A 14,874-nucleotide genomic window follows, 5' to 3' on the forward strand; every position below is an offset into this window, starting at 1 on the left:
CTACTGCCGGTTCTCCTCAGTCAGCGGCGGCTGTGACGTAGATGTCCTCGTCCCGCTCGAGCTTCTCTACCTGCTGCAGGGAGGAGTCCCGCCAGAGCGCGTAGAGAAGGCCCAGCACGACCAGAGACAGTGCGGAGGCCAGCACGGGGAGGTAGCCGACCCCGAGCGTCTGGATGACCAGTCCGCCGACCACAGCGGACAGTCCGGCACCCAGGTAGATCGCGGACGCGTTGAGGGAGATGAGCAGTCCGCCGCCAAGCTCCAGCAGCAGGTTCTGGATGGGTGGGTTGAAGGCCCAGGTCAGCATGCCCCACACCACCAGAGCGGCTCCGGCGCCGACCTCGGTCGTCAGTGTCAGGTCGAGGGTGGCGAGGACAGCAGTGATGCCGGTCATCAGGACCACCAGGGTCCGGAGGCTGCCGAACCGGTCGGTGATCCGGCCACCGAGGAAGTTGCCGATGACAGCGCCCACGCCGTACAGGAGTAGCAGGAGACCGGTGACGTTGCCGGTCAGGCCGGCGGTGTGCTTGAGCAGCGGGACGATGTAGATGTACACGCTGAACGCGGCGAGCACGGCAAGCACGGTCATCGCCAGGATGATCTGCACGCGTCGGTCCGTCACACCGGCGAAGCGCTCGCGCAGGCTGACCACAGGAGGTGCGTCGACCTTCGGGAGCGCGGTCCGCTCGGCAATGGCGACCAATACGGCGACAGCAGCGATGAGAGCGAACACGCCCTTGTAGCCGAGTGTCGGGCCCAGCAGCGTGCCTGCGGGTACGCCGAGCACCAGTGCGAACGTGAGACCGCCGAACACGATTGCCACAGCCCTACCGCGTTCCTCGGGTGGCATCAGGCTGGTGGCGAACAGTGTGGCGGCCGGTGTGTAGACGGCGGCGCCGAACGCCGCCACGACGCGGCCGACGATCAGGATCGGGTAGTTCACGGCCAGCGCCGCGATCAGGTTGCCGAGCGCAGCCAGCACGAGTGCGGCGATCAGGAGGGTACGGCGCTCCCACCGGCCGGTCAGCGTGGACAGGATCGGCGCACCGATCGCATACGACAGCGAGAACGCGGTGGCGAGCTGGCCGGCTGCGGTCAGCGAAACGTGCAGCTCGGAGCTGACGTCGGGCAGCACCCCGGACACGACGTACGCGCTGGTGCCGACCGCGAACGCACCGGCGCCGAGCAGGTAGATCCGTGCGGACATCGAAGACCTTCCGGTCGAGGTTCAGTAGTTCGATCGTCATCGTACTACGATCTTCGTCGAACTTCGACCGACGTCGTACTATGGACACATGGCTCTACTAATGCCACGCCTCCGGCGCGGCGGGTCCCGGGGCTTCGACTCCCGGCCTTCCCTCGTCGCTCCGGTCGCTTCGCTCCCTCCGCTCCTCAGTCCAGGCCGGGAGGCCCCGTGACCAGCAAAGTCCTCCCGCAGCCGGAGCGGGACGAGATCCGCGTCGACGCGGTTCTCCAGGCGCTGGGCGAGCCGGTCCGGCTGACGATCGTCCGAGCGCTTGCCGAGAACCCGGCCGGCGTCTGCTGCGGCGACATCGAGCTGCCGGTGACGGCGTCCACGCGCGCCCACCACCTCAAGACCCTGCGCGAGGCAGGCGTCCTGTCCACGCACACCGACGGCACCCGCCGGATCAGCATCCTCCGCCGCGAAGACCTGGACGCCCTCTACCCAGGCCTGCTCACCGGCATCTTGTCGGCGAAGCAGTAAACAACCGCAAGGTTGCGGTGGGATGTTGTAGAAGTTCGGCTGGCAGACTGAAGCCGTGGTGGAGCTCCGGGCGCGGTGGGACGACCTGGTGCCCGGGTCTGCCTCGCTCGCGGACGAACTGGTCGCGCGGTACGTCGAACGCACCCGGCGCGCGTACCGCGACCATTACCTCGGCATCGTCCTGACCGCGCTGGACTCGCTCATCCAGCTCTCCACGGACCCCACCAGCGTCCGGCTCGCCGCCTGGTTCCACCGTGCCGTCCACGAGCCCGGCGGCACCCCCTCCGAGGACGCCGAGGCGTCTGCCCGGCTCGCCGAGCGCCTCCTCCCGCAGTACGGCGTACCGCCGATCCGCATCGCCGAGGTCGCCCGACTGATCCGTCTGACCGGTGACCTCGCCACACCACCTCCGGACGCCTATGCCCCACCCCGCCGCGACGCGAACGGCGACGTACTGCTGGACGCGGTCAACGCGATCCTCGCCTCCGACCCCAGCCGGTACGCCGTACACACAGCCGAGGTACGACGCGACGCCGGCGACCGCAAGGTCGCGCTCGAGAACCGGTACGACGAAGTCCGCGAGCTGCTCGACGGACACCTCTACCGCACGCAGCTGGCTCGGCAACGCCTCAGCCCGGTCGCCCGGGTCAACCTCGAAGCAGAGCTCGCCGGACTCGACACTGAACTCCCAGCCCCGTGGCGCGGTTGGCAACAAGCCGCTCTGACTGCCACAGCCACCTTCACCGCGATCGCAGCCGCCGTGGTCGCGATCGCCGCGTCAGGCGCGTCCTGGCAGACACCAGCAGCACAAGACGAGGCCGGCTGGCCGACGGTCGCACTGGCCGTCCTCTCCTTCTTCAGCGCACCAGTCCTGTTCCGGTGTGCCCGTAGCGCCAGCCAGCGCGCCCGCCTCATCGCAGGCGCCGTACTGGCGATTGCTGTGACCGGTCTGCTCATCGCCTGGGCCCAAGCGCCGAGAACGAACGTAGCTGTCGGCGTGGGCCTCCGCGTTCCGTTGCTGATCTCCGCACTGGTCCTGCTGCTGGTTGCTGGAGCAGCAGCTCTCGTAGCGTCACTCCTCCGCACACGGACAGCCCGCTACCTCCCGGCGCGCAACCTCGGCCAGCAGCTAGCCTGGCTCGCCGTACCGGGAGCAGTCGCCCTCATCCTGCTGCTGATCGTGCAGCCCCTGTCCCGCAGCTACGTGCTCGGCTCCAACGAGCGGGTCGAGGGAACGCCGCGCGACGCCGGCAAGGCCAGCCCTTCGGTCCTCGACGGCAGCGTCGCGTGGGTCAGCGATTCCGTCGCGGGCACTGGCGCGGAGGAAGCGATCGGCACCAGGTACGGCGTCGCCGTACCCCGCCCGAGCGGTGTGGTCGAAATGCTCGACGCGGCCACCGGTGCGCTGCGCTGGCGCTACAGCCGCTCCGACTCCGACGAGAAGCCCGTGATCGCGGCCACCGGCAACGGCGACTACGTACTGGCGCAGTTCGCCGACGTCGGCTACCTGCTCCTCGACGCGAACACAGGTCGCCGCGAGGCCGCGTGGCCCGGCCGTACGCGAGACCGCTTCATCCTGCAGACCCAGCCCCTCCTGACCGGCGAACGCTCCGGCAAGCTGCACGGTGTCGATCCAGGCGGTCACGAACGCTGGACCTACGACTCCGGCGACTGCACCGAGCTCGGCGCCATCGCCACCGCCGAGACCGTGCTCACCTTCGTCGGCCACACCTGCGACGACCGTCCGGACGAGATGACCGCACTGGACGTCCAGTCGGGCAAGAAGCTGTGGACCAGGACCTCAGCCGACACCTACCGCCGACCGGTCGTCGTGGCCGGTCTGGTGGTCGTGGCCGAGCCCGGCGGCGACTCCGACGTACCTGCCGCGCTGACCGCGATCGAGCCGCGCACCGGTGACATCCGCTGGCGCTGGGACGTGCCGAAGTCCTGGGCCTGCCGCACGCTGCTGAACGCGGCAGGGAAGTACCTGATCGTCGTCGACTGCCCGGGGCCGAGCAGCCAGGAGAACCGCCGGAGCGTCGTCACCGCGATCGACGCGAACACCGGCCTGACCGCCTGGCAGACCCTGGCACCGGTGAGCCCACGGACCAAGGTCACAGTGACTGCCGACGGCCGTGTCATCTCCCTGGGCCGCGGCGCCGGAGGCTGCGTCGCGAACGTGGTCAGCCGCGCCGGCTTCCGGCAGGTCAAGCTGCCCACCGGCATCATCTGCAGCCGCGACCCACGAGCTGTCGGCAACCTGGTCCTCACCTCCGGACCGAACACCGTCATCGCCCTGCGCTAGTGACTCCGCGTAGTGGACGTCCGCCGAAGGTCGCCCGACCGACGCCGGAGTGTGACGTAGGCCGCAATTCCACGGCTGCAATTCGTTGCGGAGCGCATCTGTCGGAGCGGTCAGGTGACGAGCCGATATCGCTTTGGCCACGGACCGATCCGGGAACCCCGGATCGGTCGGCCGAGACTCCCTACCGGTGCCAGACTCCTTAGCCATGGACCTGCGCGACCGGTGGAATCGCCTGCTGCCGCACGCGCAGCCGTTGGGCGACGATCTGCTGGCTCGTTACGCAGAGCAACATCGCCACTATCACGACCAGCAGCACCTGACCGAGGTCCTGCAGACCGTCGACGAGCTGGCCGAGTACGCCGACGACCCGGACACGGTCCGGCTGGCGGCCTGGTTCCACGACGCGATCTACGACCCGCAGGCCGACCCCGGCGAGAACGAAGAGGTCTCGGCCCAGCTGGCCGAGCTCGAGCTGGCGGCGTACGGCGTCGAGGCCGAGCGGGTCGAGGAGATCGGCCGTCTGGTCCGGCTGACCGCGAAGCACGACTGTGCCGAGGGCGACCGCAACGGCGCGGTGCTCTGCGACGCCGACCTGCGGATCCTGAGCCTGCCGGCAGCGCGGTACGACGAGTACGCCGCCGGGATCCGGCAGGAGTACGCGCACGTCGCCGACCGGGATTTCGCCCGCGGCCGGATGTCGTTCCTGAAGAGCCTGAGCGAGACGCGGTTGTATGCGACGCCGCGCGGCCATGAGGAGTGGGAACGACCGGCCAGGGAGAACCTGACCCGGGAGGTCGGGTCGCTGGGCCCTAAGGCGGCCCGGCCGATCGGCGGGCTGGTCCCGGTCATCTACTTCGGCGCCGCACTCGGTGCGGTCGTCGCCTCGTCTGTCCTCCTCGGCCGCGGTCTCGGAGCGGCTGCCAAGTGGCCGGCCGACCCGTCCGACATCGGCGGCTTCCCGGTCTGGGCACCGATCGCCGGTACCGCTGTGGCTACCGCATTGGCCTGTGCGTGGTTCCGGCGGTCCCAGCAGCGTCTGGTGACCGTCCCGGCGATCGTCTTCGCCGCAGTCGGGCTGATCGCGATCGGCGTGTGCTGGTGGCGCTGGCCAGTCGCGCAGCCCGGTGCGGCCATGTCGGAACGCTGGCCGTACCTGTTGCTCGCTTCTGTGGCACTAGTGCTTGGCGGTGCGTTGCTGGCGTTGGCACGACGGTTGCGACTCGCGCCGCCGTACGCACAGGGTCCTCCGCGTTGGCTGGGGGTCGGTGCGACGGCTGTCTGCGGTGCGCTGCTGGCGTGGGTCGTGGTGTCGGCTGGTGAGCCTTTCGTGCAGGCCCGGCTGGAGACCGCCAACACGGTCAGCACGACCACGACAGCTCAGCCGACGCAGCTGCCGGTGCAACTCGACGGGACGCTGGCCTGGAGCCGTCAGGTCCCGGCGACCGGCGCCATCACCGGTACGGCGGGTGGAGTCGCGGAACTGCGCTCGGACGGCGTGGTCATGTCCGACGCGGCCACGGGTCAGATCCGGTGGCGCTATGCGCGGGCCGACGTACAGGACGCCGCCTCCAGTGGCGCCAAGGGACTGGTGGTGTCCGCGGACGGGCGGACCATCGTCGCGCATCTCCCCCGCTCCGAGTACCGCGAACCCGCCGGCATCAAGCTGCCGACGTACGCCGTACTGAACGCTGTGAGCGGTGAGGTGCTGACCGAGGTCGACACCGACGGGACCGCACTGGCCGTCGACTCGAACCAGCTACTCGTGGCTGAAGGCAACTACGTGGTCGCGCACGGCGTGAGCAGCCCGACGCACTGGCGTGCGCAGGTGCGCTGCAACGTGACGCAGGGCGAGCTGGTCGCCGACCAGGCGATCGTCGTGGACGCCTGTGCCGGGAACAGTGCCGTCGTACGCGGTCTGGACATCAAGACCGGGGCCCAGCGGTGGGAGGTCGACCTCGGCGCACGGATCGACCTGAGCGCGGAGCTGGACCCGTCGACGTGGGTCGGCGAGCTGGTCGCCGTACCGGACACCCGTGAGGTATCCGGGCTGATCTGGACGGCCGCCGCCGGCGGCACGCTCCACCAGTGGTCCGTGGACATCGGCGAAGGCCACATGCTCTGGACAACCCCCGTGCCGGGCACGCCAAGGCCACGGCTCGGGTCCTCGTCCTGCGACGCGCAACTGGCCGCCACGCACGCGTCACTGGTCCTGATCACCTGCCGGACCGGGAACGACCCTGGGCAGCCCCAGACGTACGACGTGTCGTCGTCGAACCCTGCTGATGGGACACCGCAGTGGCATCACCTGCTGCAGGTGCCGCCGCGGCTGCAGCAACCGGAGTACCCGCGGAACGGGTTCGGACTGCTGCCGGACGGCCGTGTGGTGACGCTGATGCCGCAGCCGAACGGCAGCTGCTCTCCGGTGATGATCGGCACCACCGGCATCCAGTCGCGACCGATCCTGCCCAGCCCGAACACGCAGTCGGTGGCCAAGTCCGAGGAAGTCACGTGCAACAAGCCGGCCGTCACCGTGGCCGCCGCCCGCCCGATCTTCTCCGACGGCACCCGGCTCTTCGCACTCAACTAGGGAATATCTGTTGCCGCGGTAGTGGTTGACACCTACCGTGATCCGCATGTTCCGCGTGGTTTTCGAGTTCGACCTGTCAGGCAAGAGCCTGACGGGCGCTCCCACGTGGGCACCGTCAGTCGATTCAGCCACTCGAAGCTGACCCTCCTCCTGCTGAGCAGGACCCGCGGAGGAGGGTGGCTCGCACCGGCCCCCTCCACGCGGTGACAGCGCTGTGAGGGCCTGCCGGAGGGTCCTGGTTTCCAGCCGAATCTTCTGACACACAAAGGATTTCTCATGGCCAAGAGCCAGTTCGTGCGGACCAAGCCGCACCTCAACATCGGGACGATGGGTCACGTCGACCACGGCAAGACCACGCTGACCGCCGCGATCACCAAGGTGCTCGCGGAGCGCGACCCGAGTGTCAACCGCTTCGTCGCCTTCGACGGCATCGACCGTGCGCCGGAGGAGATGCAGCGCGGGATCACGATCAACATCTCGCACGTCGAGTACGAGACCGCGACCCGGCACTACGCGCACGTGGACATGCCCGGGCACGCCGACTACGTGAAGAACATGATCACCGGCGCCGCCCAGGTGGACGCCGCGATCCTGGTCGTCTCCGCCCAGGACGGCGCCATGCCGCAGACGCGGGAGCATGTGCTGCTCGCGCGCCGGGTGGGCGTGCCGTACCTGGTGGTCGCGCTGAACAAGGCGGACACCGTCGACGACCCGGAGCTGCTCGACCTGGTCGAGCTGGAGGTCCGTGAGCTCCTCACGGAGTACGGCTTCCCCGGCGACGACGTACCGGTCGTTCGCGTGTCCGGACTGAAGGCGCTGGAAGGCGACCCGCGGTGGACCGCCGCTATCGGCGAGCTGCTGGACGCGGTCGACAACTACGTGCCGGTGCCGGACCGTGAGCTGGGCGAGCCGTTCCTGATGCCGATCGAGAACGTGCTCACCATCAGCGGCCGCGGCACAGTGGTCACGGGTGCGGTCGAGCGCGGTTCGCTGAAGCTCGGCGACGCGGTCGAGGTCGTCGGTCTCGGCCCGACGGTCACCAGCACGGCGATCGGTATGGAGACGTTCGGCAAGTCGCTGGAGTCCGCGGACGCGGGCGACAACGCGGCGGTGCTGCTGCGTGGCGTGAAGCGCGACGAGGTCCGTCGCGGCCAGGTGGTGGCGTTGCCGGGCAGCGTGCAGCCGCACCGGAAGTTCCGGGCGAACCTGCACGCGCTGTCCACGGCCGAGGGCGGCCGGCACACGCCGTTCGCCGCGGACTACCGGCCGCAGTTCTACTTCCGGACCACGGACGTGTCCGGCGGGATCGACCTCGGTGAGATCGCCCTGGTGATGCCCGGCGACACGATCGAGCTCGGAGTGGAGCTGGAGAAGCCGATCGCGATGGACGTCGGCCTGGGCTTCGCCGTCCGCGAAGGCGGCCACACGGTCGCCGCCGGCACAGTGACCGAACTGCTCGACTGAACGAGAACGGCCCTCGACCTCAACCGGTCGAGGGCCGTTTTCTGTGTCGTAGGCCAGCCGCGATCAGTCGCTGTACGAGCTCGCGGCTGGTGACCGGTACGGCGCCGGCGGCGATCAGGTCGTCGTAGCGGTCACTGGGTACGTCGTAGTGGTCGCGGTCGAAGCCCCGGGCCGGAATGCCGGCCGCCTTCGCGAAGGCGTGCAGCTCCTCGTAGGACTCGTCACTGACCAGGTGCGACCAGATGCGGTTCCAGGCCGGCCAGGCGGGCGGATCGATCAGGATCATTCGCGCGCGTCCTGGGCGTCGAGCAGGTTGCGCCAGGAGCGGACGAACCGGGAGTTCACGTACGCCTTCGTCCACGAGCCGTCCTGGCGGACCGACGTACCGACATGGAAACGCCGTACGCCGCTCTGGTACAGCCAGGGCACGTGTTCGGGCTGCAGACCGCCACCAGCCATCATCACGCCGGCTACCGCGGGGTCCTCCTTGGCCAGCTTGCACAGGTCGTCCAGACCGTGGCTGACACCAATGGACGAGCCGGCCGTCAGTACGCAGTCCAGTCCGGGCAGGGTGCGTAGCGCACGCCAGGCAGCTTGCTGGTCGAGCACTGCGTCAACAGCGCGGTGGAACGTCCACGGCGTACCAGCGAAGGTGCTGACCAGTGCGGAGACTGACTCGACGTCCACCTGGTTGTCCGGGGTCAGGAACCCGAGCACGAAGCCGTCCGCACCAGCGGACAGGAAAGACTGCGCCATCGCGGTCATCCGGTTCAGGTCGGCGCCGTTCGCGGTGAACGAGTTCTCCAGTCGCAGCATCACCCGCAACGGCAGGTCGGTGACGCGGCGGATCGCACTGACGGTCGACACCGACGGGCACAACCCGTCCGCCTCCATCGAGGCGCACAGCTCCAGCCGGTCCGCCCCACCCTCCTGTGCTGCCTCCGCATCCGCCGGATGCAGCGCGATGATCTCCAGCAACGAACCCATGGGCGCCATCATCTCCCATATTGCTGTTGCACTCCTCCAAGGTCTTCTGTATCGTTTTTCTAGAACGATTTAGAAGAACGATACAGATGAGGTGACCGAGATGCCGGGCGTGACGCTGAAGACCGTGGCCAAGGCCGTGGGTGTGTCGCCGTCGACCGTCTCGAACGCCTACAACAAGCCTGATCAGCTCTCGACCGCGCTGCGCGAGCGGATCCTGGCCACCGCCCAGGAGCTCGGGTACGCCGGACCGGACGCCTCGGCACGCGCCCTGCGCAGCGGGAAGGCCGGTGCGGTCGGGGTGCTGTTCACGGACAAACTGGCCTACGCCTTCTCGGACCCGTACGCGGTCGGCTTCCTGGCCGGGCTCGCGGAGGTCGCCGAGGAGTTCGCCACCAGCCTGCTGCTGATGCCGCTCAGTTCCACGGACATCGCCGGCGGCAGCAACGCCGTACAGCAGGCCGCGATCGACGGGGCGGCGATCTTCTGTGTGCCGGGCGGTCATCCGGCGCTCGAGATCCTCGCCAACCGCGGGATCCCCGCGGTGTCGACCGATCGGGGCGATCACCCGGACCTGTCCTGGGTCGCGATCGACGAGGTCGAGGCGGCCGCGCAACTGGGCGAGCACCTGACCCGGCTCGGTCACCGCGAGGTCGTCGTTCTGGTCGACAACGCGCAGGCAGCCGGCGGCCAGCCGGTGGAGCTGACGCTCGACGAGGTCGGGTACACCGACTGCGAGCTGCGGATCCGGGGCCTGCAGAAGGCGATGCCGGACGCGCGGCTGCGGATCGTCTCCGGTGGCCACAACGCGTTCGCCTCCGGGTTGCGGGGCGCGGAGTTCGTGCTCGACTCGCAGAACCGGCCGACGGCGATCGTCGGACTGAGCGACGTGCAGGCGCTCGGCGCGCTGGAGGCGATGAAGGTCCGGGGGCTGACCCCGGGTCGCGATCTGACCCTGGCCGGATTCGACGACATCCCCGCCGCGTCGGCGGCCGGGTTGACGACCGTCCGGCAGCCGATCAAGGACAAAGGGCGCGCGGTCGGCCGCATCCTGCTCGACCCGGCCGTCACCGAACGCCAGCTATTGATGCCGACGCAGCTGATCGTCCGCTCGAGCAGCGGACCGGCTCCCAAGCACTGACAACTCCACACACCTCCCTGGGACCACTCGGTTCCCGGGTCGATCAAGCACGCTCTCAGGAGGGAGCAGAACCATGACGTACTTCATTGCCGGCAACACCGCCGTCGAGAACGCCCTCACCCTCGCCCACTCGGCGCTCCCGAACGCTCCCCAGCAGCCGTACGACGAACCCCGCCCGCGTCGCGTCTTCACGGTCCGCGCCCGGATCAGCGCCGTACTGCGCACCGTCGCCGAACGCGAACTCCGCCTCGCCAACCGCATCGACCCCACCCCCACCTGCCCAACCCCAGCCAACTGACCCACTTTGAGCACCCACCAGGCAAATCCACGGCGGAAACCTGGTTGGTGGGGACTCAAAGAGCTCGCCGCGTGGATTTGTCGGAGCCGTCTGGCACTCTGAAGGGCGATGAACGAGCCAGGGGTGTTGCTGACCGCGCGGGCGATGGTGCTGCACGACCTCGCCGCGCGCGGCTTCGACGACGCGGTGATGGTGTCCTTGCTGGAGGACGCCGTCGCCGGACGTCAGTGGTGGCTGGACCAGTGGCCGGACGGTGCCGAACACATCGCCGGCCTGGTCGCGCAGGACGTCCAGGACCGCCTGGTCGACTCCGGGGTCCGCTGGCCGCGCTGCACCGCCTGTGACGACCTGCACGACCACGAGCTCCGCATCGAGCCGGAGCTCGGCCCTGACCCGCAGTGGGTCTGCGAACGCGCCGGCATCTCCGTCGCACCCCTGGGGCACCTCACCTGACCCCTCCGGGTAATACCTGATTGCCCTACATGTAGCCAGACTACTATTGTCTGTCTACATGAAGGTCTTGAACGTGCTCCGGGCGACGGCCGGAGTCCATGCACTGGCGATCTGCCTGCAGCCGGTGTTCGCGGGCGTCTACCTCGACGGCTCCCCCGCCGGCATGCGGATGCACGAGCCGATCGGGCTGGCCCTGGCCTTCCTCGGACTCACACAATTGCTACTGGCAACGATCTGGTGGCGGACCGGCGGCCGCTGGACCGCGCCCGCGGCGAGTCTGCTGATCATGGCGGGCGAGGTCGTCCAGATCGCCATGGGTTACAGCCGTCAGCTGGCGATCCACGTCCCGCTGGGCATCGCGCTGGTCGCGGCCGCGGTCGCCTTCGCGTTCTGGGTCAACAAGCGGCAGGTGGTCACCGCATGATCACCCTCGTACCTCAGCCGGCGGCCAAGGTACGTCGGCCGCGCGCCAGCCTGCACGTCCTGCGGATCACGCTGATTCTGCACGCCGCGTTCGTGATCGCCCAGCCGGTCGCGGCGGGCTACTTCCTGTCCGGCAACGTCGACGCGATGACGAGCGTGCACAGCACGGTCGGCGGCACCATCTGGATGATCGCACTCCTCCAGACCGTCGCGGCCGCCTGCTACACGCTCGCCGGCCGCGGCCGGATCTGGCCGGCGCTTGTCTCCGTGCTCCTGGTCGTCGCCGAGTTCGTCCAACTCACCTTCGGTTACCTGCAGAACTTCGCCGTCCACGTCCCGCTCGGGACCGCGATCGTCGGCACCGTCTGCTGGATGACGGTCTGGTCCTTCCGTCGCACCGCACGTCTGAGCCGCCGGGAGGCGAAACGATGAAGATGTCCCGCCGCGGATTCATAGGTGTCGCCGGCGCCACGCTGGCGCTCAGCGGCTGTGGCCAGGAGGCCAAGCCTGCACAGGCCGGAGAACTCCTGCGCAGCAAGGCGAAACTGCCCACGCCGTTCCAGGTCCCGCTGCCGATCCCGCCGGTCAAGAAGCCGACCCGCTCCGACGCAAAGGCCGACTACTACCGGGTCGTCCAGCAGAAGGCGAGCCTGGAGATCCTCCCCGGCCTGAAGACCGAGGTGATGGGGTACGACGGCCTGCTGCCCGGCCCCACGTTCGACGTACGCAGCGGTCGCACCACCGTGGTCGAGCAGGTCAACCAGCTCGACGTGTCGACGGTGGTCCACCTGCACGGCGGCCACACCCCCGCGCCGAGTGACGGCTGGCCACTCGACCTCATCATGCCCGCGAACGGTCAGCACGGCGGACACCACATGTCCGGCGGCGACATGACGATGGGCAAGCGCACCTACACGTACCCGAACACGCAGCGCGCGGCGACCCTGTGGTACCACGACCACACGATGGACTACACCGCACCACAGGTCTACCGCGGACTGTTCGGCCTGCACATCATCCGCGACGACAAGGAGGAGAACCTCCCGCTGCCGAAGGGCGATCGGGAGATCCCGCTCGTCATCGCGGACCGGGCGTTCGACGCGGACGGGTCGTTCTTGTACCCCGCCGCGAAGGACGGTCCCGGCGTCGAGTCGGCGTACATGGAAGGTGTCGTCGCGGACGTCACGCTGGTGAACGGCGCACCGTGGCCGGTGCACGAGGTGGACGCGGTCCGGTACCGCTTCCGCATTCTCAACGCCGCCAACGCCCGACGGTACGAGCTCGCCTTCGACAAGGGCCCCGCGAAGTTCGTGCAGATCGGCAGTGACGGCGGACTCCTCGACAAACCGGTCGAGCACAAGACGCTGGTGATCGCGCCCGCCGAGCGGTTCGACGTGATCGTGGACTTCTCGCAGTACCAGCCCGGCGACGAGGTCACGGTCGTCAACAAGCTGGACAACAACTCCGGCGTACTGCGCTTCAAGATCGCCCGCAAGGCACCCGACGACACGAGCATCCCGGCGACGCTCTCGTCGTACGCCGTGACACCCCGGCCGGCCGGTGTCGTACGGCGGGAGTGGCGGTTCCGGCGGGGTGACGCCGGAGGCCACCGGGGCTGGACGATCAACGGGAAGGCGTTCGATCCCGCGGTGATGCAGGCGCAGGTGAAGCTGGACCAGTACGAGATCTGGTCGTTCGTCACCGACGTCCACCACCCGGTGCACGTCCACCTCGCGCCGTTCCAGGTCCTCACCCGCGGCGGGAGCAACAAGCTGTCGGCGTACGACCACGGCTGGAAGGACACAGTCGACATCCGCCCGGCCGAGGTCGTCGAGGTCCTCGTCAAGTTCAGCGCCCACAAGGGCAAGTACCTGATCCATTGCCACAACCTCGAGCACGAGGACATGGCGATGATGGCGGCCTTCGAGACGATCTGACGTACTGCGCGACCCCCGGCACGGCACCAGCCGCGCCGGGGGTTTCTGGTGTGACCCCCTTGACGATCGCGGACGCCTCTGCCTATAGTCAACGTATCGGTTGATCAAGGGAATGGTTGATAAAGATGATGGTTGACGATGATCAGCTCGACCGGTCGTTCGCGGCACTGGCGGACCCGGTCCGGCGAGCGATGATCGCGCGGCTGTCGCGCGGCCCGGCCACCGTGAACGAACTGGCCGACCCGTTCCCGATCACCAAGCAGGCGGTGTCGCGGCACATCCAGGTGCTCGAGGCCGCCGGGCTGATCACCCGGACCCGGGACGGCCAGCGCCGCCCGTGCCACCTGGTGCCGGCCGCCCTCGAAGCACTGACGAGCTGGATCGACGAGTACCGGCTCGAAACCGAACGCCGCTTCCGCCGCATGGACGCGTTGCTGAACAAGACGAACGAGTAGTGAGTGAGAGACAAGGAGCAGGATCAATGACTGGAACCGTTATCAACACCCCGGCCGGCACCCCGTTCGTCGAGGTGACGCGCGAGTTCGCCGCCACGCCGGCGCAGCTCTTCCGGGTCATGACCGACCGCGACCTGGTGTCCGAGTGGCTCGGTCCGCGGGAGCTCGACGCGACCGTCGAGGAGTACGACGTACGGACCGGTGGGAAGTACCGCTACATCCACCGCGACGAGTCCGGCGAGTACGCGTTCCGCGGCGTCTTCCACGCCGTGGAGCAGGACAAGCTGGTCATCCAGACCTTCGAGTGGGAAGGCGCGCCGGGCGAGGTCTGCCTGGAGAAGATGACGCTCGAGCCGACCGAGAAGGGCGTCCGCCTGCACCAGCAGTCGGTGTTCCCGTCCGTCGAGGCCCGCGACCAGTCGATCGAGCACGGCATGGAGCACGGCATCCACGACTCGATGGATCGCCTGGCCGAGCTGGTCGCGAAGGAGAGCTGATCATGAGCCAGGTCGTTGTCGACATCTCGGTGTCGCTGGACGGCTACGTCACCGGGCCCAACGCCGGCATCGGCAACGGGCTCGGTGACGGCGGCGAGGCCGTGCACGACTGGGTCTTCCACGGCACCGACGCGGACCGCGCCGTCCTGGACGCCGCCTTCGAATCGACCGGTGCGGTCGTCCAGGGCCGGAACCTGTTCGACGTGATCGACGCCCCGGACGGCTGGAGCGACGAGATGGGGTACGGCGCGAAGCCGACCGGTGAGATCAACCCGCCGGTCTTCGTCGTCACGCACACGCCGCCTGCCAAAACTCGCCTGGGCGACCGGTTCCGGTTCGTGGGCAGCCCGGCGGAGGCGATCGCACAGGCGACAGAAGTTGCCGGCGGCAAGGATGTTTACGTGATGGGCGGCGGGCAGATCTGCCACGCGGTGCTCGCCGAAGGACTGGCCGACGTACTGCGTTTGCACCTGGCTCCCGTCGTACTAGGAGGCGGAACCCGGTTGTTCCCCGCCGAGGCCGCGCCGGCGTACGCGCTCGAACTGATCGAGGCCGTCTCGACTCCGGCGGCCCAGCACCTCACATACCGGATGGTGAAGTAGTC

At 68.7% G+C, this 14,874-nt stretch carries 16 protein-coding genes; 13 read left to right on the forward strand and 3 right to left on the reverse strand.

Annotated features, from left to right (window positions below; genetic code table 11):
* Positions 1–16: 16 nt before the first annotated feature.
* Positions 17–1,207, reverse strand: a complete 1,191-nt coding sequence (locus EV137_RS28685; RefSeq protein ID WP_134008895.1) for an MFS transporter — start codon at positions 1,205–1,207, stop codon at positions 17–19.
* Between the two features lie 207 nt (positions 1,208–1,414).
* On the opposite strand from EV137_RS28685, the gene EV137_RS28690 reads away from it, so the two are divergent.
* The 4 genes from EV137_RS28690 (at position 1,415) to tuf (ending at position 8,082) form a co-directional block, all read left to right on the forward strand.
* Positions 1,415–1,726, forward strand: a complete 312-nt coding sequence (locus tag EV137_RS28690) for an ArsR/SmtB family transcription factor (RefSeq protein WP_134131474.1) — start codon at positions 1,415–1,417, stop codon at positions 1,724–1,726.
* Positions 1,727–1,781: 55 nt separating this feature from the next.
* A complete protein-coding gene (locus EV137_RS28695; protein ID WP_134131475.1) occupies positions 1,782–4,031 on the forward strand; it encodes an outer membrane protein assembly factor BamB family protein in 2,250 nt (749 codons plus the stop codon).
* A 205-nt stretch (positions 4,032–4,236) separates the two neighbouring features.
* On the forward strand, positions 4,237–6,618 hold the full coding sequence (locus EV137_RS28700) for an HD domain-containing protein (RefSeq protein ID WP_134131476.1): 2,382 nt from the start codon (positions 4,237–4,239) through the stop codon (positions 6,616–6,618).
* Positions 6,619–6,894: 276 nt separating this feature from the next.
* The gene (gene tuf / locus EV137_RS28705; RefSeq protein ID WP_134131477.1) at positions 6,895–8,082 is read left to right on the forward strand and encodes an elongation factor Tu; all 1,188 of its coding nucleotides are present in this window, start codon (positions 6,895–6,897) and stop codon (positions 8,080–8,082) included.
* A gap of 19 nt (positions 8,083–8,101) precedes the next feature.
* Here the strand turns inward: tuf and EV137_RS28710 are convergent, their stop codons facing one another.
* Positions 8,102–8,368, reverse strand: coding sequence for a DUF4031 domain-containing protein (locus EV137_RS28710; RefSeq protein ID WP_134008886.1), 267 nt, complete (start codon positions 8,366–8,368; stop codon positions 8,102–8,104).
* Complete coding sequence (locus EV137_RS28715; protein ID WP_134131478.1) at positions 8,365–9,069, reverse strand: copper homeostasis protein CutC; 705 nt, start codon at positions 9,067–9,069, stop codon at positions 8,365–8,367. The genes EV137_RS28710 and EV137_RS28715 overlap by 4 nt, the downstream gene beginning before the upstream one ends.
* 100 nt (positions 9,070–9,169) lie before the next feature.
* Between EV137_RS28715 and EV137_RS28720 the strand changes: the two genes are divergently transcribed.
* The 9 genes from EV137_RS28720 (at position 9,170) to EV137_RS28760 (ending at position 14,872) form a co-directional block, all read left to right on the forward strand.
* Positions 9,170–10,207, forward strand: a complete 1,038-nt coding sequence (locus tag EV137_RS28720; RefSeq protein WP_134009171.1) for a LacI family DNA-binding transcriptional regulator — start codon at positions 9,170–9,172, stop codon at positions 10,205–10,207.
* Between the two features lie 73 nt (positions 10,208–10,280).
* On the forward strand, positions 10,281–10,505 hold the full coding sequence (locus tag EV137_RS28725) for a hypothetical protein (RefSeq protein WP_134131479.1): 225 nt from the start codon (positions 10,281–10,283) through the stop codon (positions 10,503–10,505).
* Positions 10,506–10,613: 108 nt separating this feature from the next.
* Positions 10,614–10,958: a DUF8819 family protein gene (locus EV137_RS28730; RefSeq protein WP_133782362.1), complete on the forward strand. Its 345-nt coding sequence runs from the start codon at positions 10,614–10,616 to the stop codon at positions 10,956–10,958.
* A 58-nt stretch (positions 10,959–11,016) separates the two neighbouring features.
* On the forward strand, positions 11,017–11,382 hold the full coding sequence (locus EV137_RS28735) for a hypothetical protein (protein ID WP_134131480.1): 366 nt from the start codon (positions 11,017–11,019) through the stop codon (positions 11,380–11,382).
* Positions 11,379–11,813: a hypothetical protein gene (locus tag EV137_RS28740; RefSeq protein ID WP_238175612.1), complete on the forward strand. Its 435-nt coding sequence runs from the start codon at positions 11,379–11,381 to the stop codon at positions 11,811–11,813. Before EV137_RS28735 ends, EV137_RS28740 begins: the two co-directional genes overlap by 4 nt.
* The gene (locus EV137_RS28745; protein WP_134131481.1) at positions 11,810–13,318 is read left to right on the forward strand and encodes a multicopper oxidase family protein; all 1,509 of its coding nucleotides are present in this window, start codon (positions 11,810–11,812) and stop codon (positions 13,316–13,318) included. The genes EV137_RS28740 and EV137_RS28745 overlap by 4 nt, the downstream gene beginning before the upstream one ends.
* Before the next feature lie 125 nt (positions 13,319–13,443).
* Positions 13,444–13,773, forward strand: coding sequence for an ArsR/SmtB family transcription factor (locus tag EV137_RS28750; RefSeq protein ID WP_134131482.1), 330 nt, complete (start codon positions 13,444–13,446; stop codon positions 13,771–13,773).
* Positions 13,774–13,799: 26 nt separating this feature from the next.
* On the forward strand, positions 13,800–14,270 hold the full coding sequence (locus EV137_RS28755; RefSeq protein WP_134131483.1) for an SRPBCC domain-containing protein: 471 nt from the start codon (positions 13,800–13,802) through the stop codon (positions 14,268–14,270).
* 2 nt (positions 14,271–14,272) lie between these two features.
* Entirely contained in the window at positions 14,273–14,872 is a 600-nt protein-coding gene (locus EV137_RS28760; RefSeq protein ID WP_134131484.1) for a dihydrofolate reductase family protein, read from the forward strand.
* Positions 14,873–14,874 lie beyond the last annotated feature (2 nt).

Source organism: Kribbella pratensis (assembly GCF_004366075.1).
Taxonomy (GTDB): Bacteria; Actinomycetota; Actinomycetes; order Propionibacteriales; family Kribbellaceae; genus Kribbella; species Kribbella pratensis.

Coding starts and splice junctions, on each gene's coding strand:
- EV137_RS28685 (WP_134008895.1), bottom strand. CDS start 1,207: ATGTCCGCACGGATCTACCTGCTCGGCGCCGGTGCGTTCGCGGTCGGC.
- EV137_RS28700 (WP_134131476.1), top strand. CDS start 4,237: ATGGACCTGCGCGACCGGTGGAATCGCCTGCTGCCGCACGCGCAGCCG.
- tuf (WP_134131477.1), top strand. CDS start 6,895: ATGGCCAAGAGCCAGTTCGTGCGGACCAAGCCGCACCTCAACATCGGG.
- EV137_RS28710 (WP_134008886.1), bottom strand. CDS start 8,368: ATGATCCTGATCGATCCGCCCGCCTGGCCGGCCTGGAACCGCATCTGG.
- EV137_RS28715 (WP_134131478.1), bottom strand. CDS start 9,069: ATGGGTTCGTTGCTGGAGATCATCGCGCTGCATCCGGCGGATGCGGAG.
- EV137_RS28720 (WP_134009171.1), top strand. CDS start 9,170: ATGCCGGGCGTGACGCTGAAGACCGTGGCCAAGGCCGTGGGTGTGTCG.
- EV137_RS28725 (WP_134131479.1), top strand. CDS start 10,281: ATGACGTACTTCATTGCCGGCAACACCGCCGTCGAGAACGCCCTCACC.
- EV137_RS28730 (WP_133782362.1), top strand. CDS start 10,614: ATGAACGAGCCAGGGGTGTTGCTGACCGCGCGGGCGATGGTGCTGCAC.
- EV137_RS28735 (WP_134131480.1), top strand. CDS start 11,017: ATGAAGGTCTTGAACGTGCTCCGGGCGACGGCCGGAGTCCATGCACTG.
- EV137_RS28740 (WP_238175612.1), top strand. CDS start 11,379: ATGATCACCCTCGTACCTCAGCCGGCGGCCAAGGTACGTCGGCCGCGC.
- EV137_RS28745 (WP_134131481.1), top strand. CDS start 11,810: ATGAAGATGTCCCGCCGCGGATTCATAGGTGTCGCCGGCGCCACGCTG.
- EV137_RS28750 (WP_134131482.1), top strand. CDS start 13,444: ATGATGGTTGACGATGATCAGCTCGACCGGTCGTTCGCGGCACTGGCG.
- EV137_RS28755 (WP_134131483.1), top strand. CDS start 13,800: ATGACTGGAACCGTTATCAACACCCCGGCCGGCACCCCGTTCGTCGAG.
- EV137_RS28760 (WP_134131484.1), top strand. CDS start 14,273: ATGAGCCAGGTCGTTGTCGACATCTCGGTGTCGCTGGACGGCTACGTC.